At 62.8% G+C, this 17,065-nt stretch carries 14 protein-coding genes; 7 read left to right on the top strand and 7 right to left on the bottom strand.

Going from position 1 to position 17,065, the window contains the following annotated elements:
• Positions 1 to 18 precede the first annotated feature (18 nt).
• Together ACWNZ3_RS17520 and ACWNZ3_RS17515 are read right to left on the bottom strand one after the other, a co-directional pair.
• Positions 19 to 1,497, bottom strand: a complete 1,479-nt coding sequence (locus ACWNZ3_RS17520) for a Y-family DNA polymerase (protein WP_496900708.1) — start codon at positions 1,495 to 1,497, stop codon at positions 19 to 21.
• The gene (locus ACWNZ3_RS17515) at positions 1,412 to 1,990 is read right to left on the bottom strand and encodes an ImuA family protein (RefSeq protein WP_496900707.1); all 579 of its coding nucleotides are present in this window, start codon (positions 1,988 to 1,990) and stop codon (positions 1,412 to 1,414) included. Before ACWNZ3_RS17515 ends, ACWNZ3_RS17520 begins: the two co-directional genes overlap by 86 nt.
• A gap of 358 nt (positions 1,991 to 2,348) precedes the next feature.
• Here ACWNZ3_RS17515 and ACWNZ3_RS17510 point away from each other — a divergent pair, with 358 nt between their 5' ends.
• From ACWNZ3_RS17510 to ACWNZ3_RS17480, 7 genes are all read left to right on the top strand, one after another.
• Entirely contained in the window at positions 2,349 to 2,882 is a 534-nt protein-coding gene (locus ACWNZ3_RS17510; protein WP_496900706.1) for an extracellular solute-binding protein, read from the top strand.
• Positions 2,883 to 2,906: 24 nt separating this feature from the next.
• Positions 2,907 to 3,566 (top strand): extracellular solute-binding protein, encoded by a 660-nt coding sequence (locus ACWNZ3_RS17505; protein ID WP_496900705.1) that lies wholly within the window; start codon positions 2,907 to 2,909, stop codon positions 3,564 to 3,566.
• 78 nt (positions 3,567 to 3,644) lie between these two features.
• The gene (locus ACWNZ3_RS17500) at positions 3,645 to 4,529 is read left to right on the top strand and encodes a carbohydrate ABC transporter permease (RefSeq protein WP_496900704.1); all 885 of its coding nucleotides are present in this window, start codon (positions 3,645 to 3,647) and stop codon (positions 4,527 to 4,529) included.
• Positions 4,530 to 4,531: 2 nt separating this feature from the next.
• On the top strand, positions 4,532 to 5,395 hold the full coding sequence (locus tag ACWNZ3_RS17495; RefSeq protein WP_269362638.1) for a carbohydrate ABC transporter permease: 864 nt from the start codon (positions 4,532 to 4,534) through the stop codon (positions 5,393 to 5,395).
• A 3-nt stretch (positions 5,396 to 5,398) separates the two neighbouring features.
• Positions 5,399 to 6,490 carry an ABC transporter ATP-binding protein gene (locus ACWNZ3_RS17490; RefSeq protein WP_496900703.1) on the top strand — a complete coding sequence of 364 codons (1,092 nt, stop codon included), beginning with the start codon at positions 5,399 to 5,401 and terminating at the stop codon, positions 6,488 to 6,490.
• A 29-nt stretch (positions 6,491 to 6,519) separates the two neighbouring features.
• Complete coding sequence (locus ACWNZ3_RS17485) at positions 6,520 to 8,985, top strand: beta-glucosidase (RefSeq protein WP_496900702.1); 2,466 nt, start codon at positions 6,520 to 6,522, stop codon at positions 8,983 to 8,985.
• 191 nt (positions 8,986 to 9,176) lie between these two features.
• Complete coding sequence (locus ACWNZ3_RS17480) at positions 9,177 to 10,094, top strand: LysR family transcriptional regulator (protein ID WP_496900701.1); 918 nt, start codon at positions 9,177 to 9,179, stop codon at positions 10,092 to 10,094.
• 177 nt (positions 10,095 to 10,271) lie between these two features.
• On the opposite strand, the gene ACWNZ3_RS17475 is transcribed toward ACWNZ3_RS17480, so the two are convergent.
• The 5 genes from ACWNZ3_RS17475 to gspD all read right to left on the bottom strand — a co-directional run bounded on the left by ACWNZ3_RS17475 (position 10,272) and on the right by gspD (position 17,057).
• Positions 10,272 to 11,519, bottom strand: coding sequence for a glycosyltransferase family 4 protein (locus tag ACWNZ3_RS17475; protein WP_496900700.1), 1,248 nt, complete (start codon positions 11,517 to 11,519; stop codon positions 10,272 to 10,274).
• Positions 11,516 to 12,226, bottom strand: a complete 711-nt coding sequence (locus ACWNZ3_RS17470) for a hypothetical protein (protein WP_496900699.1) — start codon at positions 12,224 to 12,226, stop codon at positions 11,516 to 11,518. Before ACWNZ3_RS17470 ends, ACWNZ3_RS17475 begins: the two co-directional genes overlap by 4 nt.
• 163 nt (positions 12,227 to 12,389) lie before the next feature.
• Positions 12,390 to 13,604: a type II secretion system F family protein gene (locus ACWNZ3_RS17465; RefSeq protein WP_269362648.1), complete on the bottom strand. Its 1,215-nt coding sequence runs from the start codon at positions 13,602 to 13,604 to the stop codon at positions 12,390 to 12,392.
• Positions 13,601 to 15,085: a GspE/PulE family protein gene (locus ACWNZ3_RS17460; protein WP_269362650.1), complete on the bottom strand. Its 1,485-nt coding sequence runs from the start codon at positions 15,083 to 15,085 to the stop codon at positions 13,601 to 13,603. The genes ACWNZ3_RS17465 and ACWNZ3_RS17460 overlap by 4 nt, the downstream gene beginning before the upstream one ends.
• Positions 15,078 to 17,057 carry a type II secretion system secretin GspD gene (gspD, locus tag ACWNZ3_RS17455; RefSeq protein ID WP_274573680.1) on the bottom strand — a complete coding sequence of 660 codons (1,980 nt, stop codon included), beginning with the start codon at positions 17,055 to 17,057 and terminating at the stop codon, positions 15,078 to 15,080. The genes ACWNZ3_RS17460 and gspD overlap by 8 nt, the downstream gene beginning before the upstream one ends.
• Positions 17,058 to 17,065 lie beyond the last annotated feature (8 nt).

Raw genomic sequence — 17,065 nt, 5'->3', positions numbered from 1 at the left:
CATTACGCGGGATTGCTGTCATGCGAATTCCCCCTGCACGAACCAGCCGGGGTTTTGCGGCGTGTAGAACAGCCACAGCCGCCGCCCTTGCCGGGTTTCCGCATGCCAGTAGTCTCGTATTCCGCTGCGCCAGTTGTCATCGGGCAGCCACCATTCCGGGGCGATCCGTTCCGGCCCCGTCGCCCGCGCCGTGGTCAGTGACATACGCCGCCAACGGAACTGACGGGGTGGGCGTGCCCCGGTTCCGGTAATCGATTCCGGCGGAAACAGGCGCACAGGGCGCGGGCGCGGGGCCACCCACGACCCGCCCGGTTCGGACCAGGCAGCGGCGGCGATCAGGAAACTGCGCTCGGGGATATGGCTGTCGGCGGGCAGGAAACGCTGCACATTCTCCAGCCCGATCCGGGTGCCGATCCGGGTGATCAGGTCATCCAGCTGGTCCGCCCGTCCCGTAGACACATGGCTGACCTGATGCACCGGCAGCGGCTCAACCTGCACCGCCTCCAATCGTATCTGGTCGATCCCATAACCGGCATCGACCTCACCCACACCGCGCGCGAACAGCGGCAGGATGCGCGCGGCGTCACGGAGCGGGCTGGCCAGGCGTAATTCGACCGCCTGTGCCTCTTGATCGACCCGGCGCAGCGTCAGGCAGAGCACCCGCGCCCCGGCTTCCTGCGCTTTCAGCTTGGCGCAAAGCTGGTCCAGCAGGCGCGATGTGGCCGCCATCACGTCATCCGACAGGCCGATTGGCTCAGGCAGGCTCAGGCGGATCCCGTAATGGGGTGGCTCGGACAGCGGGGTGACCTGTTCCGGCTGACGGCCAAGCGCCTGATCCAGCCGCAGCAGCAGGTCCGGGCCGAAGCGCCGGGCCAGTGGGGCGCGGGCGGCGCTTTCCAGGTCACCGATCCTGCGCAGGCCCAGCCGTTGCAGACCCGTAATGGTGGCTTCTTCCAGCCGCAGCGCGGCAACGGGCAAATCCGACAAAGCCTCCAGTGGCGCCCCGGTTTCGGTCCGGCCTTCGCCGTGATGGGCCAGTGCCCAGGCCGCGCCGCGCGTATCGCCCAGCCCGATCCGCGCGGTCAGCCCGGCACGGCTCAACCGCTGGCGCATATCGGCCAACATCATCGCCTCGCTGCCGAACAGATGCGCGGAGCCGGTGATGTCCAGCACCAGGCCATCATCGCCCTCGATCCCGACCCATGGGCAATAGCGCGTGGCCCAGCGGCGCAGCACATGCAGGAAGCCTGTGTCCGCAACGGGATCGGCCGGACGGCTGAACAGACCGGGACAAAAGGCGCGCGCATCGGCCAGGGTCATCCCCCGGTACAGGCCCTGCCGCTCGGCCTCCATGTTCAGGCAATGCAGCCGTTCTGCATTTGCCTGTTTGAGTGTCAGCGCGAAGGGACCTTCAACCGGGCGCGTCCGCAGAACCCGGTCGCTTGCCAGCCGGGGAAACCACATCGAGACGACGCGCCGTTGTATGCCATCGAACATGCCAGGCCCCCAATGTTCCTGATTTGTTCTTGATAGTTTCCCAGCGCATCAGAGTCGAGTCATCAGCATCGAAAACCGGGGTGCAATGCCACCGGGTTTCGGCAGCGTTGCCGCCCATGCCTTCGGGGATCAGGCACAATCCGGTGGCCTGGCCCGCCTTTGCGGCAAGCAGCAACCGTCGCCCCATGCGCAGATCAAGCGGGCGGCTGGTCTCGATAATGACCAGCGGTACCGCGCCGTCCTTAAGCGCCTCTTCCGCGATGGCGAGCGATTCGGTCTGGTCCCTGGTCTGGGCCAGCAGCAGTTTCGACGGGTCGAAGAAGACCGACAGTCCCATTGGATTGATGGCCTCTGTCTGCCAGGCCTCCCGGATCCACAGCACAGTCCCGGCCCGCGCCGCCGCAACGGCCGCAAAACTTACCGCACCCGGTCCGAACGCCTCGTGAACACGGGCATTGCGCAAGGGAAGCGGTATGTCGCTGGTCGAGGTCATGAGGTGCATCATAACGGGTGGCGATCCGTTTAAGCCAGATCAAAGCGTTTGGTGGCCGGGACCAACGGTTGCTTTGCTTGCGCGAGATGATGAACCGGGGGCGAAGACCGTCTGCGGGCCGAAGGCTGGGTCTGCAACCACAAGTAGCGACAGACAGGCCGCAAATTTACGCCATTTCCCGAGTGATATTATTTTTCCAATAACACTCAAGAGCGTTAAATAATTTTTCGACTATCATGTTAGCGCCTATACCAACCGCCACGTATGGACTTTGAGAGGTGTAAAGTCAGGCATGCGAAACCACAAACGGATTTGGGGCGACCGCCAGGAATAGGTCAGTCGCCGATTGGGAGGATAAATGAAGTATCTTGCTCTGGCTCTTGCCATGACCGCGACGACGGCCGTGACTGCGAACGCGCAATCTGCGGAGGTCATTCATTGGTGGACATCCGCTGCGGAGTCGGCGGGCGTTGGCGTGATTGCTGATGCCTACGGTGACACCGGCGGCGAATGGATCGACCAGGCCGTGGCCGGCAGTGACGCCGCGAAGACATCCGCGATCAGCCGGATGGTCGGTGGCAACCCGCCCGACGCGGCGCAATTCAACCTTGGCGCGGATATCGACAACCTTGTCGACAGCGCCGTTCTGGCACCGATTGATGCTGTGGCCGAAGCGAATGACTGGGCCAGCGTCATGCCCCAGGCCGTGCTGGATGCCGTGACCCGGGACGGGCACATCTACGGCGTGCCGATCCAGCTTCAGGGCACCAACTTCCTCTTCGCTTCTGCGGATGCGCTCGGCAAGGTGGGTGCCGGAATGCCGCAAACCTGGGACGAATTCTTTGAAACCGGCGACAAGCTGCGCGAAGCGGGCATTGTGCCCTTTGCCTAGGCGGGTGACCGCGACGTCTGGTTCATGAACACATTCCAGGCGGTGCTTGCATCGGTCCTCGGCACCGAGGAGTGGAGCAAGTTCACCGGACCCGATGGTGCCGAGTTCGTCCGCTCCGACGCATTCCGCCCGGTGGCAGAGATCATGGCGAAACTGCCGAGCTATGCGGATTCCGGCGTCTCCGGCCGTCAGTGGAACATCACCAACCAGATGATCCTGAACGGCGAAGCGGGCTTCTTCATCATGGGCGGCTGGGCGATTGGCGAAATCGGTGCCGCAGGCTTTACCCCCGGCAAAGAAGTGCTTTGCGGTGTCGGTCCGAACCAGGCCCCGCTGGTTGTGGCCGGGGATGTCTGGGCGATGCCCGCCAAGGGCGACGGGCTGACCGAAGCGCAGACCAAACTGGCCGAGGTCACCACCTCTGTCGAGGTTCAGGCCGAGTTCACCGCGACCATGGGCTCGCTGCCGGTACGCTCAGGCGTGGACACATCCAAGTTCAACGCCTGTGCGGCGGCGGGGGCCAAGGCGATCTCGGACGGCAATTCGGTCATGGCGCTCTTCATCAACTTCTCGCCCGAGAAGCTCGGGGCGTTGGGGTCCGAGCTGAAGGTGCTTTGGGTCAACCCCGATGCGACCGCCGACGACTACGTCGAAACCGTCGCGGGCATCCTGGAAAACTACTGATCCTGAGTCCGACCAGAAATGCGCATCGCAGGGCTGCCTGCGGCGCGCACCACCCACGCGTCAATGGAGGATCTGGCGATGGCTAAATTTTCGGGAACGCGCGCGCATGTCTATCTGGCGATGCTGCCGGTCTGGATCATCGTGCTTGTTGCACTTGTCGGCTCGACTGTCTGGACGTTCGTCATTTCCCTGACCAACTCCAAACTTCTGCCCATCTACAAGTTCAACTTCTTCCACCAGTACGAACTGCTGCTGAAACTGCCGGCCTGGCAGGTGGCGGTGACCAATCTGATCGTGTTCGGCGTGCTCTTCATCGCGATCTGCCTGGTCTTCGGCTTTATCATGGCGATCATGATGGATCAGCGGATCCGGGGCGAGGCGTTCTTTCGCACGGTTTTCCTTTATCCCTACGCCATGTCTTTCGTGGTCACCGGCCTGGTCTGGCAGTGGGTGCTGAACCCCGGTTTCGGCATTCAGGCCGCGGTCAGGGGCCTTGGGTTCGAGAACTTTACCTTCGACTGGATCGTGCAGCCCGACCGGGCGATCTATATCCTTGTCCTTGCCGCCGTGTGGCAGGGCAGCGGGCTGGTCATGGCCATCCTGCTGGCGGGTCTGCGGGGCGTCGACGAGGACCTGTGGAAGGCCACGCGGATCGACGGCATCGCGAAATGGCGTGTCTATACTTCCATCGTTCTGCCGATCATCGCGCCGATGGCGGCAACGGCCACCGTGCTGCTCGCTGTCTCGGTTGTGAAGGCCTATGACCTTGTTGTTGCCCTGACCGGCGGCGGCCCGGGGAATGCCACGGAAGTTCCCGCCAAGTTCGTGATGGAAAACCTGTTTGCCCGCCAGAACGTCGCCCTGGCGAATGCGGGCGCGATCATGATGCTGGTCGCCGTCATCGCGATCCTGGTTCCGATGTATTACGCGCGCCGCTACATGGCGCAGAAAGCGGAGGCATGATCATGCGTGCGAATTCTGAAAAGACATTGGCCCGCACCGGCGTCTACGCTTTCCTGGTGATCTCGGCGGCCTTCTTCCTGATGCCCTTCTACGTGATGGTCGTGACCTCGCTGAAGACGATGGATGAAATCCGCGTCACCTCGATCTTTGCCCTGCCGGACGCCCCGACGCTGGAGGCCTGGATCACGGCCTGGAACTCCGCCTGTACGGGTCTGAACTGCAATGGCCTGTCGGTCGGATTCTTCAACTCGGTCATGATCATGGTGCCCGCGACGGTGCTGTCGATCCTGCTGGGGGCGGTGACGGGCTATGCCCTTTCGTTCTGGCGTCCGAAAGGCACCGAGCTGATCTTTGGCATCCTGCTTGTTGCGGCCTTCATTCCCTATCAGGTCTTTATCTACCCGTTGGTGCGGATGCTGAGCCAGGTGGGGCTTTACAACAGCCTTGCCGGGATCGTGGCCATTCACGTGATCTTTGGCATGCCGATCATGGTGCTCCTGTTCCGCAACTACTATGCCGGGCTGCCCCGTGATCTGTTCAGCGCGGCCCGGGTCGATGGCGGTGGCTTCTGGGTCATCTTCATCCGGCTGATCCTGCCGCTCTCGCCGCCGATCCTGATCGTCGCGGTCATCCTGCAAAGCACACACATCTGGAACGACTTCCTGTTCGGTCTGGTGTTTGCCGGATCAGACAACCAGCCGATGACGGTCTTGCTGAACAACATCGTCAATTCGACGCAGGGCGAGAAGGCCTACAACGTGAACATGGCCGCAACCATCCTTACCGCTGCGGTTCCCCTGATAATCTATCTGGCTTCCGGGCGCTGGTTTGTGCGCGGTATCGCTGCCGGCGCCGTGAAGGGATAAGACATGGCTGAAGTTTCAATCGAAAATCTCGACGTCCAATTTGGTGCCGTAAGCGTACTGAAAGACCTCAACCTGTTGATTGCAGAAGGCGAGTTTATCGTACTGCTCGGCTCCTCTGGCTGTGGCAAGTCGACCTTGCTCAACGCGATTGCGGGGCTCATCGACGTGACCGGCGGCAAGGTCCGCATCGGTGGCGAGGACAAGACCCTCGCGGAACCGAAGGATCGCGGCATCGGGATGGTTTTCCAGTCCTACGCGCTTTACCCGCAGACCACGGTCGAGGGAAACCTGAGCTTTGGCCTGCGCATGGCGAAGATGCCCAAGGACGAGATCGCGCGGCGTATCGACCGGGTGTCAAAGATGCTCCAGATCGAACCCTATCTGAAGCGGCGCCCGGCGGCCCTGTCCGGTGGTCAGCGCCAGCGCGTGGCCATCGGGCGGGCGCTGGTGCGGGATGCCGATATCTATCTCTTCGACGAACCCCTTTCGAACCTCGACGCCAAGCTGCGCGCGGAACTGCGGGTCGAGCTGAAGGAATTGCACCAGACCATCGGCAAAACCATGATCTATGTGACCCATGATCAGGTCGAAGCCATGACCCTGGCCACCCGCATCGCCGTCATGCAGAACGGCGTGATCCAGCAGCTTGCCTCGCCCGAGGATATCTACGAACGCCCTGCGAACCTTTTCGTGGCGGGGTTTGTTGGTTCGCCCGGCATGAACTTCTTTGACGGCAGCCTGCGCTCAGAGGCGGGCAAGACCGTCTTCGTGATCAATGACGGACCGGAAATTGACGTATCCGACTATGCCTTTGACGCGCCGGTCGGGCAGTCCGTCACTGCGGTGCTGGGCATCCGGCCAGAGCATCTGTTCGTCGATGCCGGGGACCTGCCTTTGCGCCTGCCTTTCACCGTCAAGGTATCCGAGTCGATGGGGGCCGACAGCGTGCTGTGGGGCACCACAGCAGGTCAGAAGGCGTCGGTCCGCTTTGGCAGCGAGCTGAAGCTCAATCCGCCGCGCGGCACTGAAATGGAGCTTGGTTTCTCGTCCCGCACCCTCTCGCTCTTTGATGCGGAATCCGGCGTGCGGCTTTGATCGAAGCCAAAAAATTAGAAGGAATGATGATGGATACTGCCTGGGTTGAAGACACTCTGCAAAAACTGACGCTTGAGGAAAAGGTCTCTCTCCTCGCGGGTGCCAACTTCTGGGAAACAGTCGCCATCGAACGGCTTGGCGTGCCTGCTGCGAAGGTCACCGATGGCCCCAACGGGGCGCGCGGCGGGGTGACCGAGAACGGCCCGACGGCGGCGGTCTTCCCGGCGGGGATTGCGCTGGGGTCAAGCTGGAACCCGGAGCTTGTCCGCGAGATTGCCGCGGCCCTGGCAGAGGAAACCCGGACCAAGGGCGCCAACGTCCTGTTGGCACCGACGGTCAACATGCATCGCGGGCCGCTCAATGGCCGCAACTTCGAATGTTATTCCGAAGATCCCGAACTGACGACCGAGATCGCGCTGGCCTATATCGACGGGCTGCAATCGAACGGGATTGGTGCCACGATCAAGCACTTCATCGGCAACGAGAGCGAATATCAGCGGATGACCATGTCGAGCGATATCGGCATCCGGGCGCTGCGGGAAATCTATTTACCGCCCTTCGAGGCGGCGGTCGCGGCGGGTGTCTGGGCCGTCATGTGTTCCTACAACAAGCTCAACGGCACCTACACCAGCGCGCACAAGTGGCTGTTGAGTGACCTGCTGAAGGACGAATACGGCTTTGACGGGGTGGTGGTCTCTGACTGGACGGCGGTAAAGACCACGGCGGAGAGCATGAACGCGGGTCTCGACCTCGAAATGCCCGGACCGGCGCTTTATCGCGGGCAAAAGCTGCTCGATGCGATCGAGCGCGGTGAGGTGAACATCGATATGGTCACCGACGGGGCGCGGCGCATTCTGGGTCTGGTCGACCGCGCGGGTGTCCGCATCAAGGAAAACCCGAAAGAGGAGCAATCGGTCGATGCCCCGCACCATCGCGCGCTGATCCGGCGGGCCGTGGCCGAAGGGACCGTGCTGCTCAAGAACAATGGCATCCTGCCGCTGCAATCCGGCCAGAAGGCCAAGGTGGCCGTCATCGGGCCGAATGCCGATGTGGCCCGGATCATGGGCGGCGGCAGCGCGCGGGTGAATGCGCATTATCGCATCAGCCCGCTGGAAGGCCTCAAGGCCCGCGACGAGCTGGACATCCGTTTCGAGACCGGCTGCGCGAACCATCTGCTTCTGCCGGTGGTGCAGGGGCCGATGACTTCGACCTTTTACAACAGCCCGGATTTTACCGGGCCGGTTGCGTTTGAGAAGCAGTACAACCAATCCGATGCCAAATGGTTCGGCTCAAACGAGCCGGGCGTAGACCTCAAGGTGTTCTCGGTCCGCAACACGTTCGAATTCACGCCGACCGAAAGTGGCCGCCATGAGCTGGGTCTGGCGAATGCCGGTCTTGCCCGTCTCTATGTCGATGACGCGCTGGTCGTCGATGGCTGGGACGGTTGGGAGCCGACAGGGGCGACCTATTACGATTTCGGTGGTGACGAGCGGATCGTGGAGATCGACCTTGAAGCAGGAAAGACCTACCACTTCCGGGTCGATTACCAGTCCACCACCGGAGTCATGGACGGCATCCAGGCCTTCCGCGTCGGCGTTCACCGTCCGCTCGGCGAAGCCGGGCTGAAGCGCGCGGAAGAGATCGCGCGCGATGCCGAGGTTGCTGTGCTCTTTGTGGGACGCACACCCGAGTGGGACAGCGAGGGGCGGGACCTGCCGGGCCTGTCGCTGCCGCGCGAGCAAGACGCGTTGATTGCGCGCGTGGCCGCAGCCAACCCCAACACCGTGGTTGTGCTTCAGACCGGCGGACCGGTGGTCATGCCGTGGAAAGACGACGTGGCTGCGATCCTTGAGGCCTGGTATCCGGGGCAGGAGCTTGGGCACGGCGTTGCCGATGTCCTGATGGGCGATGCGGAGCCAGGCGGGCGCTTGCCACAGACCTTCCCGAATGCGCTCGACGCCAATCCGACCACCGGCAACTATCCGGGCGACAACGGCCATGTCAGCTATGACGAGGGCGTGTTCATTGGGTATCGGCATTACGACGCAAAGGGTGGGGCGGGTGTCTTGTATCCGTTCGGGTTCGGCCTGTCCTACACCGACTTTGAGATCGGCGCGCCGGTGGCTTCGGCCTCCGAGATCGACGCGGGCGGCAGCGTGACGGTCACTGTTCCGGTTATGAACACCGGGCAACGTCGTGGCAAGGCTGTCGTACAGCTTTATGTCGCGCCGCCGGAAGGGCGGGGAAGACCGGTCAAGGAGCTGCGCGGGTTCAAGGCGTTGACTCTGGAAACGGGCGCGGCCTCCGAGGTGCGGATCGCACTGGACATGCGCGACCTGGCCTATTTCGATGTGGACAGCAATGCGTGGAAAGCGCCGGCAGGGGATTATGCGCTGTGGGTTGGAACCTCGGCGGCGGACCTTGGCGGCAAGGTGATCCTGCGCCTGACAGAAGACTGGACCAAGGCGTGCAAGACCGCAGCCCCCGATGCCTGAGGCGTGAGGGTGCCGCGGGACTTGCTGGTCTGATCGGCCCCGCTGCGCCCTGTCGTTTCAGGGTTCAGACCCGGTGCCGGGCCAATGGATAGGGATGTGGCGGGTTACGAAGCAGGCTCATGTTAGCGCTAGACTGAACTTGGTGCATACATTAAATAACTCCTGTCCAGTAATATACGGCAGGAAAACAGGTGAACGATCTCGGCCTCCTTCGGATACTGGTTGCGGTGCACGAATGCGGTTCGACAACGGGGGCCGCAGAGCGCCTGAATGTCTCTCAGCCCTCGATATCGCAGGGTTTGGGACGGTTGCGTGACATCACCGGCGACCAGATGTTCATCCGGGGGTCGCGGTCCATGACCCCGACGTCACTTGCCACCCAGCTTTATCTCGAATGCCGCAGTCCGCTGAACCAGCTGGAAGGCACGTTTCGTGCGGACGAACCCTTTGACCCCAAAACCACAAGGGACCGGTTCACCATCGCGTTTTCGGATATCGGGGCGCTGACATTCCTGCCGCCACTTGTCGGCGCTCTTCAGAAACGGGCACCTGGCATACGGATCGAGGCGACGCCACTGGAGATTACCCAGGTGGATTCTCTGCTGAAGTCCGGGCGTCTCGACTTTGCAATCGGCAAGCTGGAAACCCAGGACCCCGCATTGTCTCAGATAGACCTTATCGACCAACACTATGCGGCCATCGTCCGTCGCGATCACCCGACGATTCAGGGCGCGTTGGACGAAGAGACTTTCCGAAACGCGGCCCATGCGGTTGTTTCCGATGCCGCAGGGCACTGGCAGGCCGTGAGCCATGTTGTCCACGCTGACGAACCCGCCTTTGATGTGCGCCTGACCCTGGCGCAGTTCAACGTGTTGCCCGCCACGATCAGGGAAAGCAACCTGATCGGCGTGGTGCCGCACCGCAGCGCCGTCGCCTTTTCGGAGACCTGGAACCTGCAGGTGCTCGATATCCCGATTCCTCTGCCGCGGTTCACTGTCAGACTCCTGGCGCACAAGGGCACAGGCCAGCGCCGGACCGCCTATGACTGGATGACGACCTTTATCAAGGACGTCCTTGGGTCCGGGCCGACTGATCCCGGCCAAATGTGAGCGCATAAGCCTGGGATGGCGTGACCAGATACCTGTTGGCACCCAGATGATCACCCGTGAACGCAGGAAACTGGCAGGGCGTGTCAAAGACGCGTGGCTTTGGCGTGCAGGCGAACCGACACTGCGAACCCGGTGCAGCCTGCGGCGAACAGCGGGAAACCTCGTCAGGCGGGCATCTCATGAATTTTCCGAACCGGATGGTGCCGGCGCCTGTTCGAGCAATTTGTCCGTCAGGGCGCGCGTGCGGTTCTCTGCGTCGGCCAGCGCCGCTTCCAGTGCGGCAATGCGGGCCTGGATTGTGGGCTCATCTACCTTGCGGCACTCCAGATCGCCCCACATGGCATCTATTTCATGGGCCATGGTGGTCAGGTAGAGCCCGAATTCGGACCCGCTTCCCTGTGCCGGGCCGGTTGAACCCGCCCGCAGATACAGGCTTTCGAATTCAGTGATTGCGGGACCAATCGAGAAGCGATCGCGGATCGCATGGGTGACCTGGCGTACCTTTTCCTGGTCGAAGTCTGCCAGTTGCCGGCCCAGCCAATCGCTGTCCATGACGCTGGCCGAGGTAAAGTAACGCGGGCTGAAATTGGAAGCGGCCCAATCGTCGAGCGTGTCCGGAACCACAATTGCCCCGGCAAGTTGCGGCACAACCGGGATCACCGCGCATCCGCTGGCCGCCGCTTCGATGGCCGAGCGTCCGATGGCAAATGCGATGTCGTAGTCGGGCAGGAAATACTCCGGGCGGGGGCGGGGGTTGCCATATGCATAGCCAACCTTGTCCAGCGCGATGCCATGATCCGCGCAGGCCGTTTCAAGCAGCTCCAGCTCTGCGGGGTAGAACCCTGACTGGCCATAAAGGACAGCGCGTGCCGGTCTGGCGATGGTCTTGCGCACCCGGGAGAAACGCTCCAGATCGACGAAATTGGGGATCGTGACGATACGGTCTTCGGGGATGGTGGTTTCGGTGGCCAGCCGGGGGGCCATCCGCTCCGACGTGACCACATGAAAGCGGATGCGGGGATGGACGGGGGGGCGTTCGACCCAGGGCCTTGTGCCGTGCCAGCAGTAAATTGCGGGCGTGTCCGGGAAATGCGCGAGCGCCGCCATGGTCGGCAAATGATGCTGACCGTGGATCACATCAGGTGTGAAGGGCACCTCAGCAGGTGTTTCGCAGACCGGGATACCGCTGGGCGTGACGATATTGGCCAGTTTTCCGGGGGCAGGGCAATAGATGGCAACCTCGCGTCCCCGGTTCTTGAGGGCGCGCGCGACCTCGATGGCGAAGAACTCCGAGCCGCCGTAGTTCTTCAGCTCCCGCTGCGTGATCAGAATGCGTTGCGGGGCTGGCTGAACGGTATCGGGACTATCCAAAGCACTGGCGGACCGTCGCAGCAGGCGGCGCAGGAAGCTGGGGCTGCCGGTCACGCCTTGGGGCCCAGGCGCAAGGGTTGGACGCGCGGCAGGGGCGTTGCGCAACGCCCGGCTGCGGCTGGCGTGTGGGCGGCCCAGCCTGACCGGACCGGAGGCGTCTGACGTTTTGCCAGCCAAAGGCGATAATACGGATTATCCGGGCCGCCAAGCGGTGCCTGGTCGATATCGAATACCGCATGGTAGGCCCGCGCGTTCGCCGTGCCAAAGCGGCTGTCGTCCACCGGATAGATCCGCCGACGCACCCGGCCGGCGCCGGGGTAGATTTCCCAAAGCTTCAGACCGATGACCGATCCGTAGGCGTCCAGGAGGTAGCCCGCCAGCACGCCGGAATGGGTGGTGTGATTGCCGGTGATCCCCAGACCTTCGCCGCCATCCCAGCGATCACTGGGCCGTCCGCGCCGGTCCATGAAACTGGCAACCGGGGTGCCCATGGGCATGATCACATCGACGGCGCGGCAGCCGCGCCGCCAGTTGGCCACGGTCCGCAGGGCATTTCCCGCAAATTTGGGCAGAACAACGCATTCCTCGCTGCCCCAGTAGGCGACATGTGCATCCAGGAAGTCCTGATAAGCCTGGTTGAATTGCGTCTCCGGCCAGCGGTGCGAGGGCGGCGGAGGCAGGGGCAGCCAATCGGGTGCATCTGACGGGTTGGCAGCCAGGAAATTGCAAATTGGTGCAGATTTGCCAGTTGCTTGGCGCATTCAGAAAAGCTCCGACGTGGAAATCAAGTGGATCAAACCAGAAGATTATACAGTCGAATCGGCAATTCAGTGAAATTCTTTTGCCGCGCGTGTTGCACGCATGGGCATTCGATCAGCTGGGCGGGCGTTACCGCAAGTGCAGGACCCGCGCCGGAACCGGGGCTCAGCCCGCCACAACGGCCTGCAGGTCGAAGATCGGCAGCAGCACGGCAAGGACAATGACCAGCACCATTGCGCCCACCAGCATCATCAAGGCCGGTTCAAGCAATGCGGCAATGCGTTTGCGTTCGGTGGAAAGGCCGTTCTCGACCAGCACCGCGCTGCGTTCTGTCATGCTGGCCAGCCTGACAGAGGCCTCCCCCGCCTGGATGAGTTGTCTTGCGACGGGCGGGATGATCGTCAGCGCGCGCAGCGCCTGCGACATCGTCTCGCCCCGCGAGATCGCCAGCGAAACCTGTGCGGCTTCCTGCTGGAACCGGGCCACATCCAAGACTTCGGAAGCGTTCTGGATGGCGACAGGCACGGTGTTCCTGCTGCTGAGAACCAGCGCCAGCGTGCGCAGATATTGCACGGCGGCGGACAGGCGCATGAAACGGCCCACCAATGGCAGGCGCAAGAACAGCTTGTCGCGCTGGGCACGGATGGCAGGCACACGCCCGGAGGCAAAGCCGAAAGCGACAAGGCACGCCAGGCCGATCAGCAGAATGGTGAAATTGGCCTGTATCCAGTTGCTGATGCCCAGCACCACCTGCGTGATGGAGGGCAGCGGCTGGTCGGACAGCTCGTACATCGCCACGATCTCAGGCGCGACGTTGACCATGAGGATCGCACAGACCAGCAGGGCGACAGCGGCGACAAATGCAGGATAGATCAGCGCGGTCGAGATCTGTGCCTTGTCCACCCCCTGGTTTTCAAGGTGATCGGCAAGTTCGTTGAACACACCGGCGAGGTTGCCGGCCGTCTCACCGGCCCGGACGGATGCGACATAATAGGGGGCAAAGCCCGCCTGTGTCCGTCGCAATGCATCCGACAGGGTTGAGCCATCCATCAGGTCCGCGCGCGCCCGCGCGGCCACCGCATCAAGGCTGGGGTGTCCGCCTTGCCGGACCGCTTCCAATGCTTCGTCCACCGGCAGTTCGGCACCCAGCAGGACAGCCATTTGCCGGGTGAACACCGCTTGAAGGTCAGGGCTCAGGGTGGTGCGTCTCTGGCCGGAAAAAAGCCCCGATGTCGTTCTGTTGCGCCGTTCATTCAGCTCAGAGACGAAAAGTCCCTTTTCGGCAAGCTGGGCAGCGGCATGGGCTTCGGTATCGGCGATCACCGTGCCGGATTTGCGCTTTCCCGCTTTGGTGTACGCAACATAGGCGTAAGCTCTCACGCGACGTCCCCGACCACGCGGAGGGTCTCGGCGATGCTGGTCCGTCCCGCCGCGACTTCGATCAGGCCCTGTCCGATCAAGGTTTCCCGCCCGGTCAGTGCCAGCCTGCGCATCTCGGCTTCGCTGGCGCCGGCATCAATGGCCGCACGCAGGGCTTCACCTACTTCGATCATCTCGAAGATACCGACCCGGCCCGCATAACCGGAATTGCCGCAGGCTGTGCAGCCTTCTGCGGCGTAAATGGTTTCGGGAACCCGCAGGCCATGTCGGTTGAAATGTTCGGCCTCGGCCTCGCTTGGTGCATGGGGGCGGCGGCAGGCGCTGCACAGGCGGCGCAGCAGCCGCTGGGCAATCACGCCGCGCAGGGTGGCCGCGATCAGGAAGTCGTCCAGCCCCAGGTCGCGCAGGCGCACCACCGCGCCCACCGATCCGTTGGCGTGCAGCGAGGAAAACACGAGGTGCCCGGTCAGTGCGGCCTGTGCGGCCACGCTGGAGGTTTCGCCGTCGCGGATCTCCCCCACGAGGATCACATCCGGATCCTGCCGCAAGGTGGCGCGCAGCCCGTTGGCAAAGGTCATCCCGATCTCGGCGTTGATCTGGGACTGGGAGATGCCGGGAAGATCGTATTCGATGGGATCCTCGACAGTGACGATATTGCGCTCGTCCCGGTTGGCCAGCTTCAGCAGGGAGTAGAGTGTGGTCGTCTTGCCCGCACCTGTCGGCCCGGTGGCGAGGATCACGCCGTTCGGCAGCGCCGCCAGCCGGTGCAGCAGCGTGACCTGATCCTTGCTGAGACCCAGGTCGGACAACTCCATGAGCCCGGCAGAGCGGTCCAGAATCCGCAGAACGATCCGTTCGCCGTAGTTGCCGGGAAGCGAGCTGACGCGAGTGTCGATCTGCCGCCCGCCCAAGGACAGGGGGATGCGCCCGTCCTGCGGCAGCCGCGTTTCCGCGATGTCGAGACCGGCCATGACCTTGAGCCGCGACACCACCCGCTTTACGGGCACGTCAGAGCGGTCCATCACCGTCTTTAGAAAACCATCAACGCGCATTCGCGCCCGCAGGCCGCCTTCATAGGGCTCGATGTGCAGGTCTGACGCACCCGCCGTCACGGCGCGGCGCAGCAGTTGATTCACCAGTTGAATGACCGGAGCATCGCCGGAATCTTCCAGAAGATCGCGCTGGCGGGCCGGACCCTGACCACCGCCGCCGGTGTCTTCCAGGTCAAAGGACAACGTGTTCTGCGTGTCGGTGCTGTCGTCCTTGGATTGATAGACCCGTGCCAGCGTTGTTTCGAAACCTGCTGCATCCTGGGTGACAAGGGTCAGCGGCCCCTGCCTTGCCGCGCGCCGCTGCGCCTCGCGCAGGCCTGTCTGGGTGGCGGCCGGTCCCAGGATGATATCCGAACCATCCAGTATCACCTGCTGATCGCGGGCAAAGACGAACGGCAAACGCCGCTCTGCCGGGGCCGGATCAGTCACGTCCTCCTTTGAACCGAAGCCGGGTCGGGAGGGGGGGATAGTTTCGGTTTTGCGCAAAGTCATCGACAAATCCGGCGTCAAAGGGTTGGTTCAAATCCACGCCATCGAAGGGCAGGGTGCCACTGGGCGTCTTCGGGTACTGTCCATCATCGGGGGGTTGCAGCGCAAGGGTCGCGTTTTTCGCCTCACGGGCAATCGCTGTGGTGATCTTGCGGGCTTCATGGTCATCCTTGACCACCCGCGGGCGCAACATGACCAGCAGCACGCGCTGGTTCTTGTTGGCGTTCTTGCCCCGGAACAGACCACCGACAAGTGGCAATTTGCTGAGCCCTGGAACCCGTTGCGACACGGACCCGGAGCCATTTTCCAGAAGCCCGCCCAACATGATCACATTGCCGTCGCGCACCAGAACGGTTGTGGACAGGGCCCGGCGTGCCGTGATCTCTCCCCCCGCTGAGGACTTGCTGTTGGTCAGGTTCGATACTTCCTGTTCGATCTCCATCCGCACGGTGCGGTCCGCGTTGATCTGCGGTGTCACCTTGAGGGTCAGGCCCACATCCTGGCGTTCGATGGTCTGGAACGGGTTGTCCGGCTGGGCGGTTTCACCAACCTGGGCGAAGGAACCGGTCACGAACGGTACATTCTGCGCCACCACGATCTCGGCTTCCTGGTTGTTCAGGGTCATGATCGAGGGGGTGGACAAAAGGCGGGTCGAATTCGTGGAGGCGATGGCGCCGAGCAGCCCGACGATGCCCTCACCGCTGGAATTGCGCGCGCCGACGCCGAAATAGCCGCCGTTGCCCGGGGTCGGCACGGTGTTTGTGGTGTTGTTCAGAACGGAGGACACAAGGCTGGTCAGGCTGGGACGCCCGTCCAGAGTGAACTCCACGCCGCCGATGATCGCGTCGTTGAGGATTGCGCCGAATTGCGCGGACAGGTCGGCAAAGCCAATGACCGACATTTCAAAGATGACCGCTTCGACCAGCACCTGGGTGGGGCGGCGATCAAGGAAATGTACCATTTCGATGATGTCGCCCATCTGTTCGGGCGGGGCGGTGATCAGCAGGGTATTTGTCTGTGTCTCCGCAATGATCCGGACAGCCGCATCGGTTTCGGCGCGTTGTTCGTTGGTGATGGCGCGGGTCACCACATCCGCAAGACGGGTGGCATCGGCATAGTTCAATTCGACCGCGCGGGAGGCGACATTGGCGTTCTGCGTGTCCAGCCGCGAGGCAAGCGTGCGGATCTGCTGCACCAGGCTGTCAGAGCCGGAGACGATCAGCGCATTGGAACGCCGGTCGATGGAGACCGCCGCATCGTCGGGAACGATCTGCATGGACTGGATCACCTGCAGCACCTCGGCGGCATCGGCATTGCGCAGGCGTACCATTTCGATGGGCCGTTCGCGCGGGGTGTCCAGACGGCGGATCAAGGCTTCGATCCGGGCGTGGTTCTGGCCCCTGTCCGACAGGATCAGCAGGTTGGACCCCGGAACGGGGGACAGCACGGCCTCCGCGGGGAGCAGGGGGCGGATCACTTCGATGATCTCTGTCAGGGGTACATTGTTGACCTCGATCACCCGGGTCTCGAAGCCTTTGGGTGCGGTCCGTGCCGGGCCGGAGGACAGTTCGCGCGCAACGTTCATCGGGACGATCCGGTCGACGCTGGATCCCTGCACGATGGTCAGCCGGTTCAGTTCAAGAACGTTCAGGAAGACGTCGTAGAGTTCCGCCGGGGTCAGCGTATCGGGGGCCAGCACCGTGACAGTGCCGCGCACATTGGGGTCCAGCACAAAGCTGCGGTTGGTTGCCTCTGACACGATCTCGACAAAGCTGCGCAGATCCGCATCGCGCAGGTCCAGTTCAATCTGGGCAGCAGCCGGGGGGGCCGTGACCACAACCCAGGCGAGAGCCTGACAACATGCCATAGAAAGGGCCAGCATTGCCGCCCTCAGGGATAAAATACGTTTCATGACCGCTC

The organism is Sulfitobacter sp. IGS-18, from assembly GCF_059628195.1.
The sequence above is the reverse complement of the archived record's forward strand: the minus strand, read 5'-3'. Positions and strand labels throughout refer to the sequence as shown.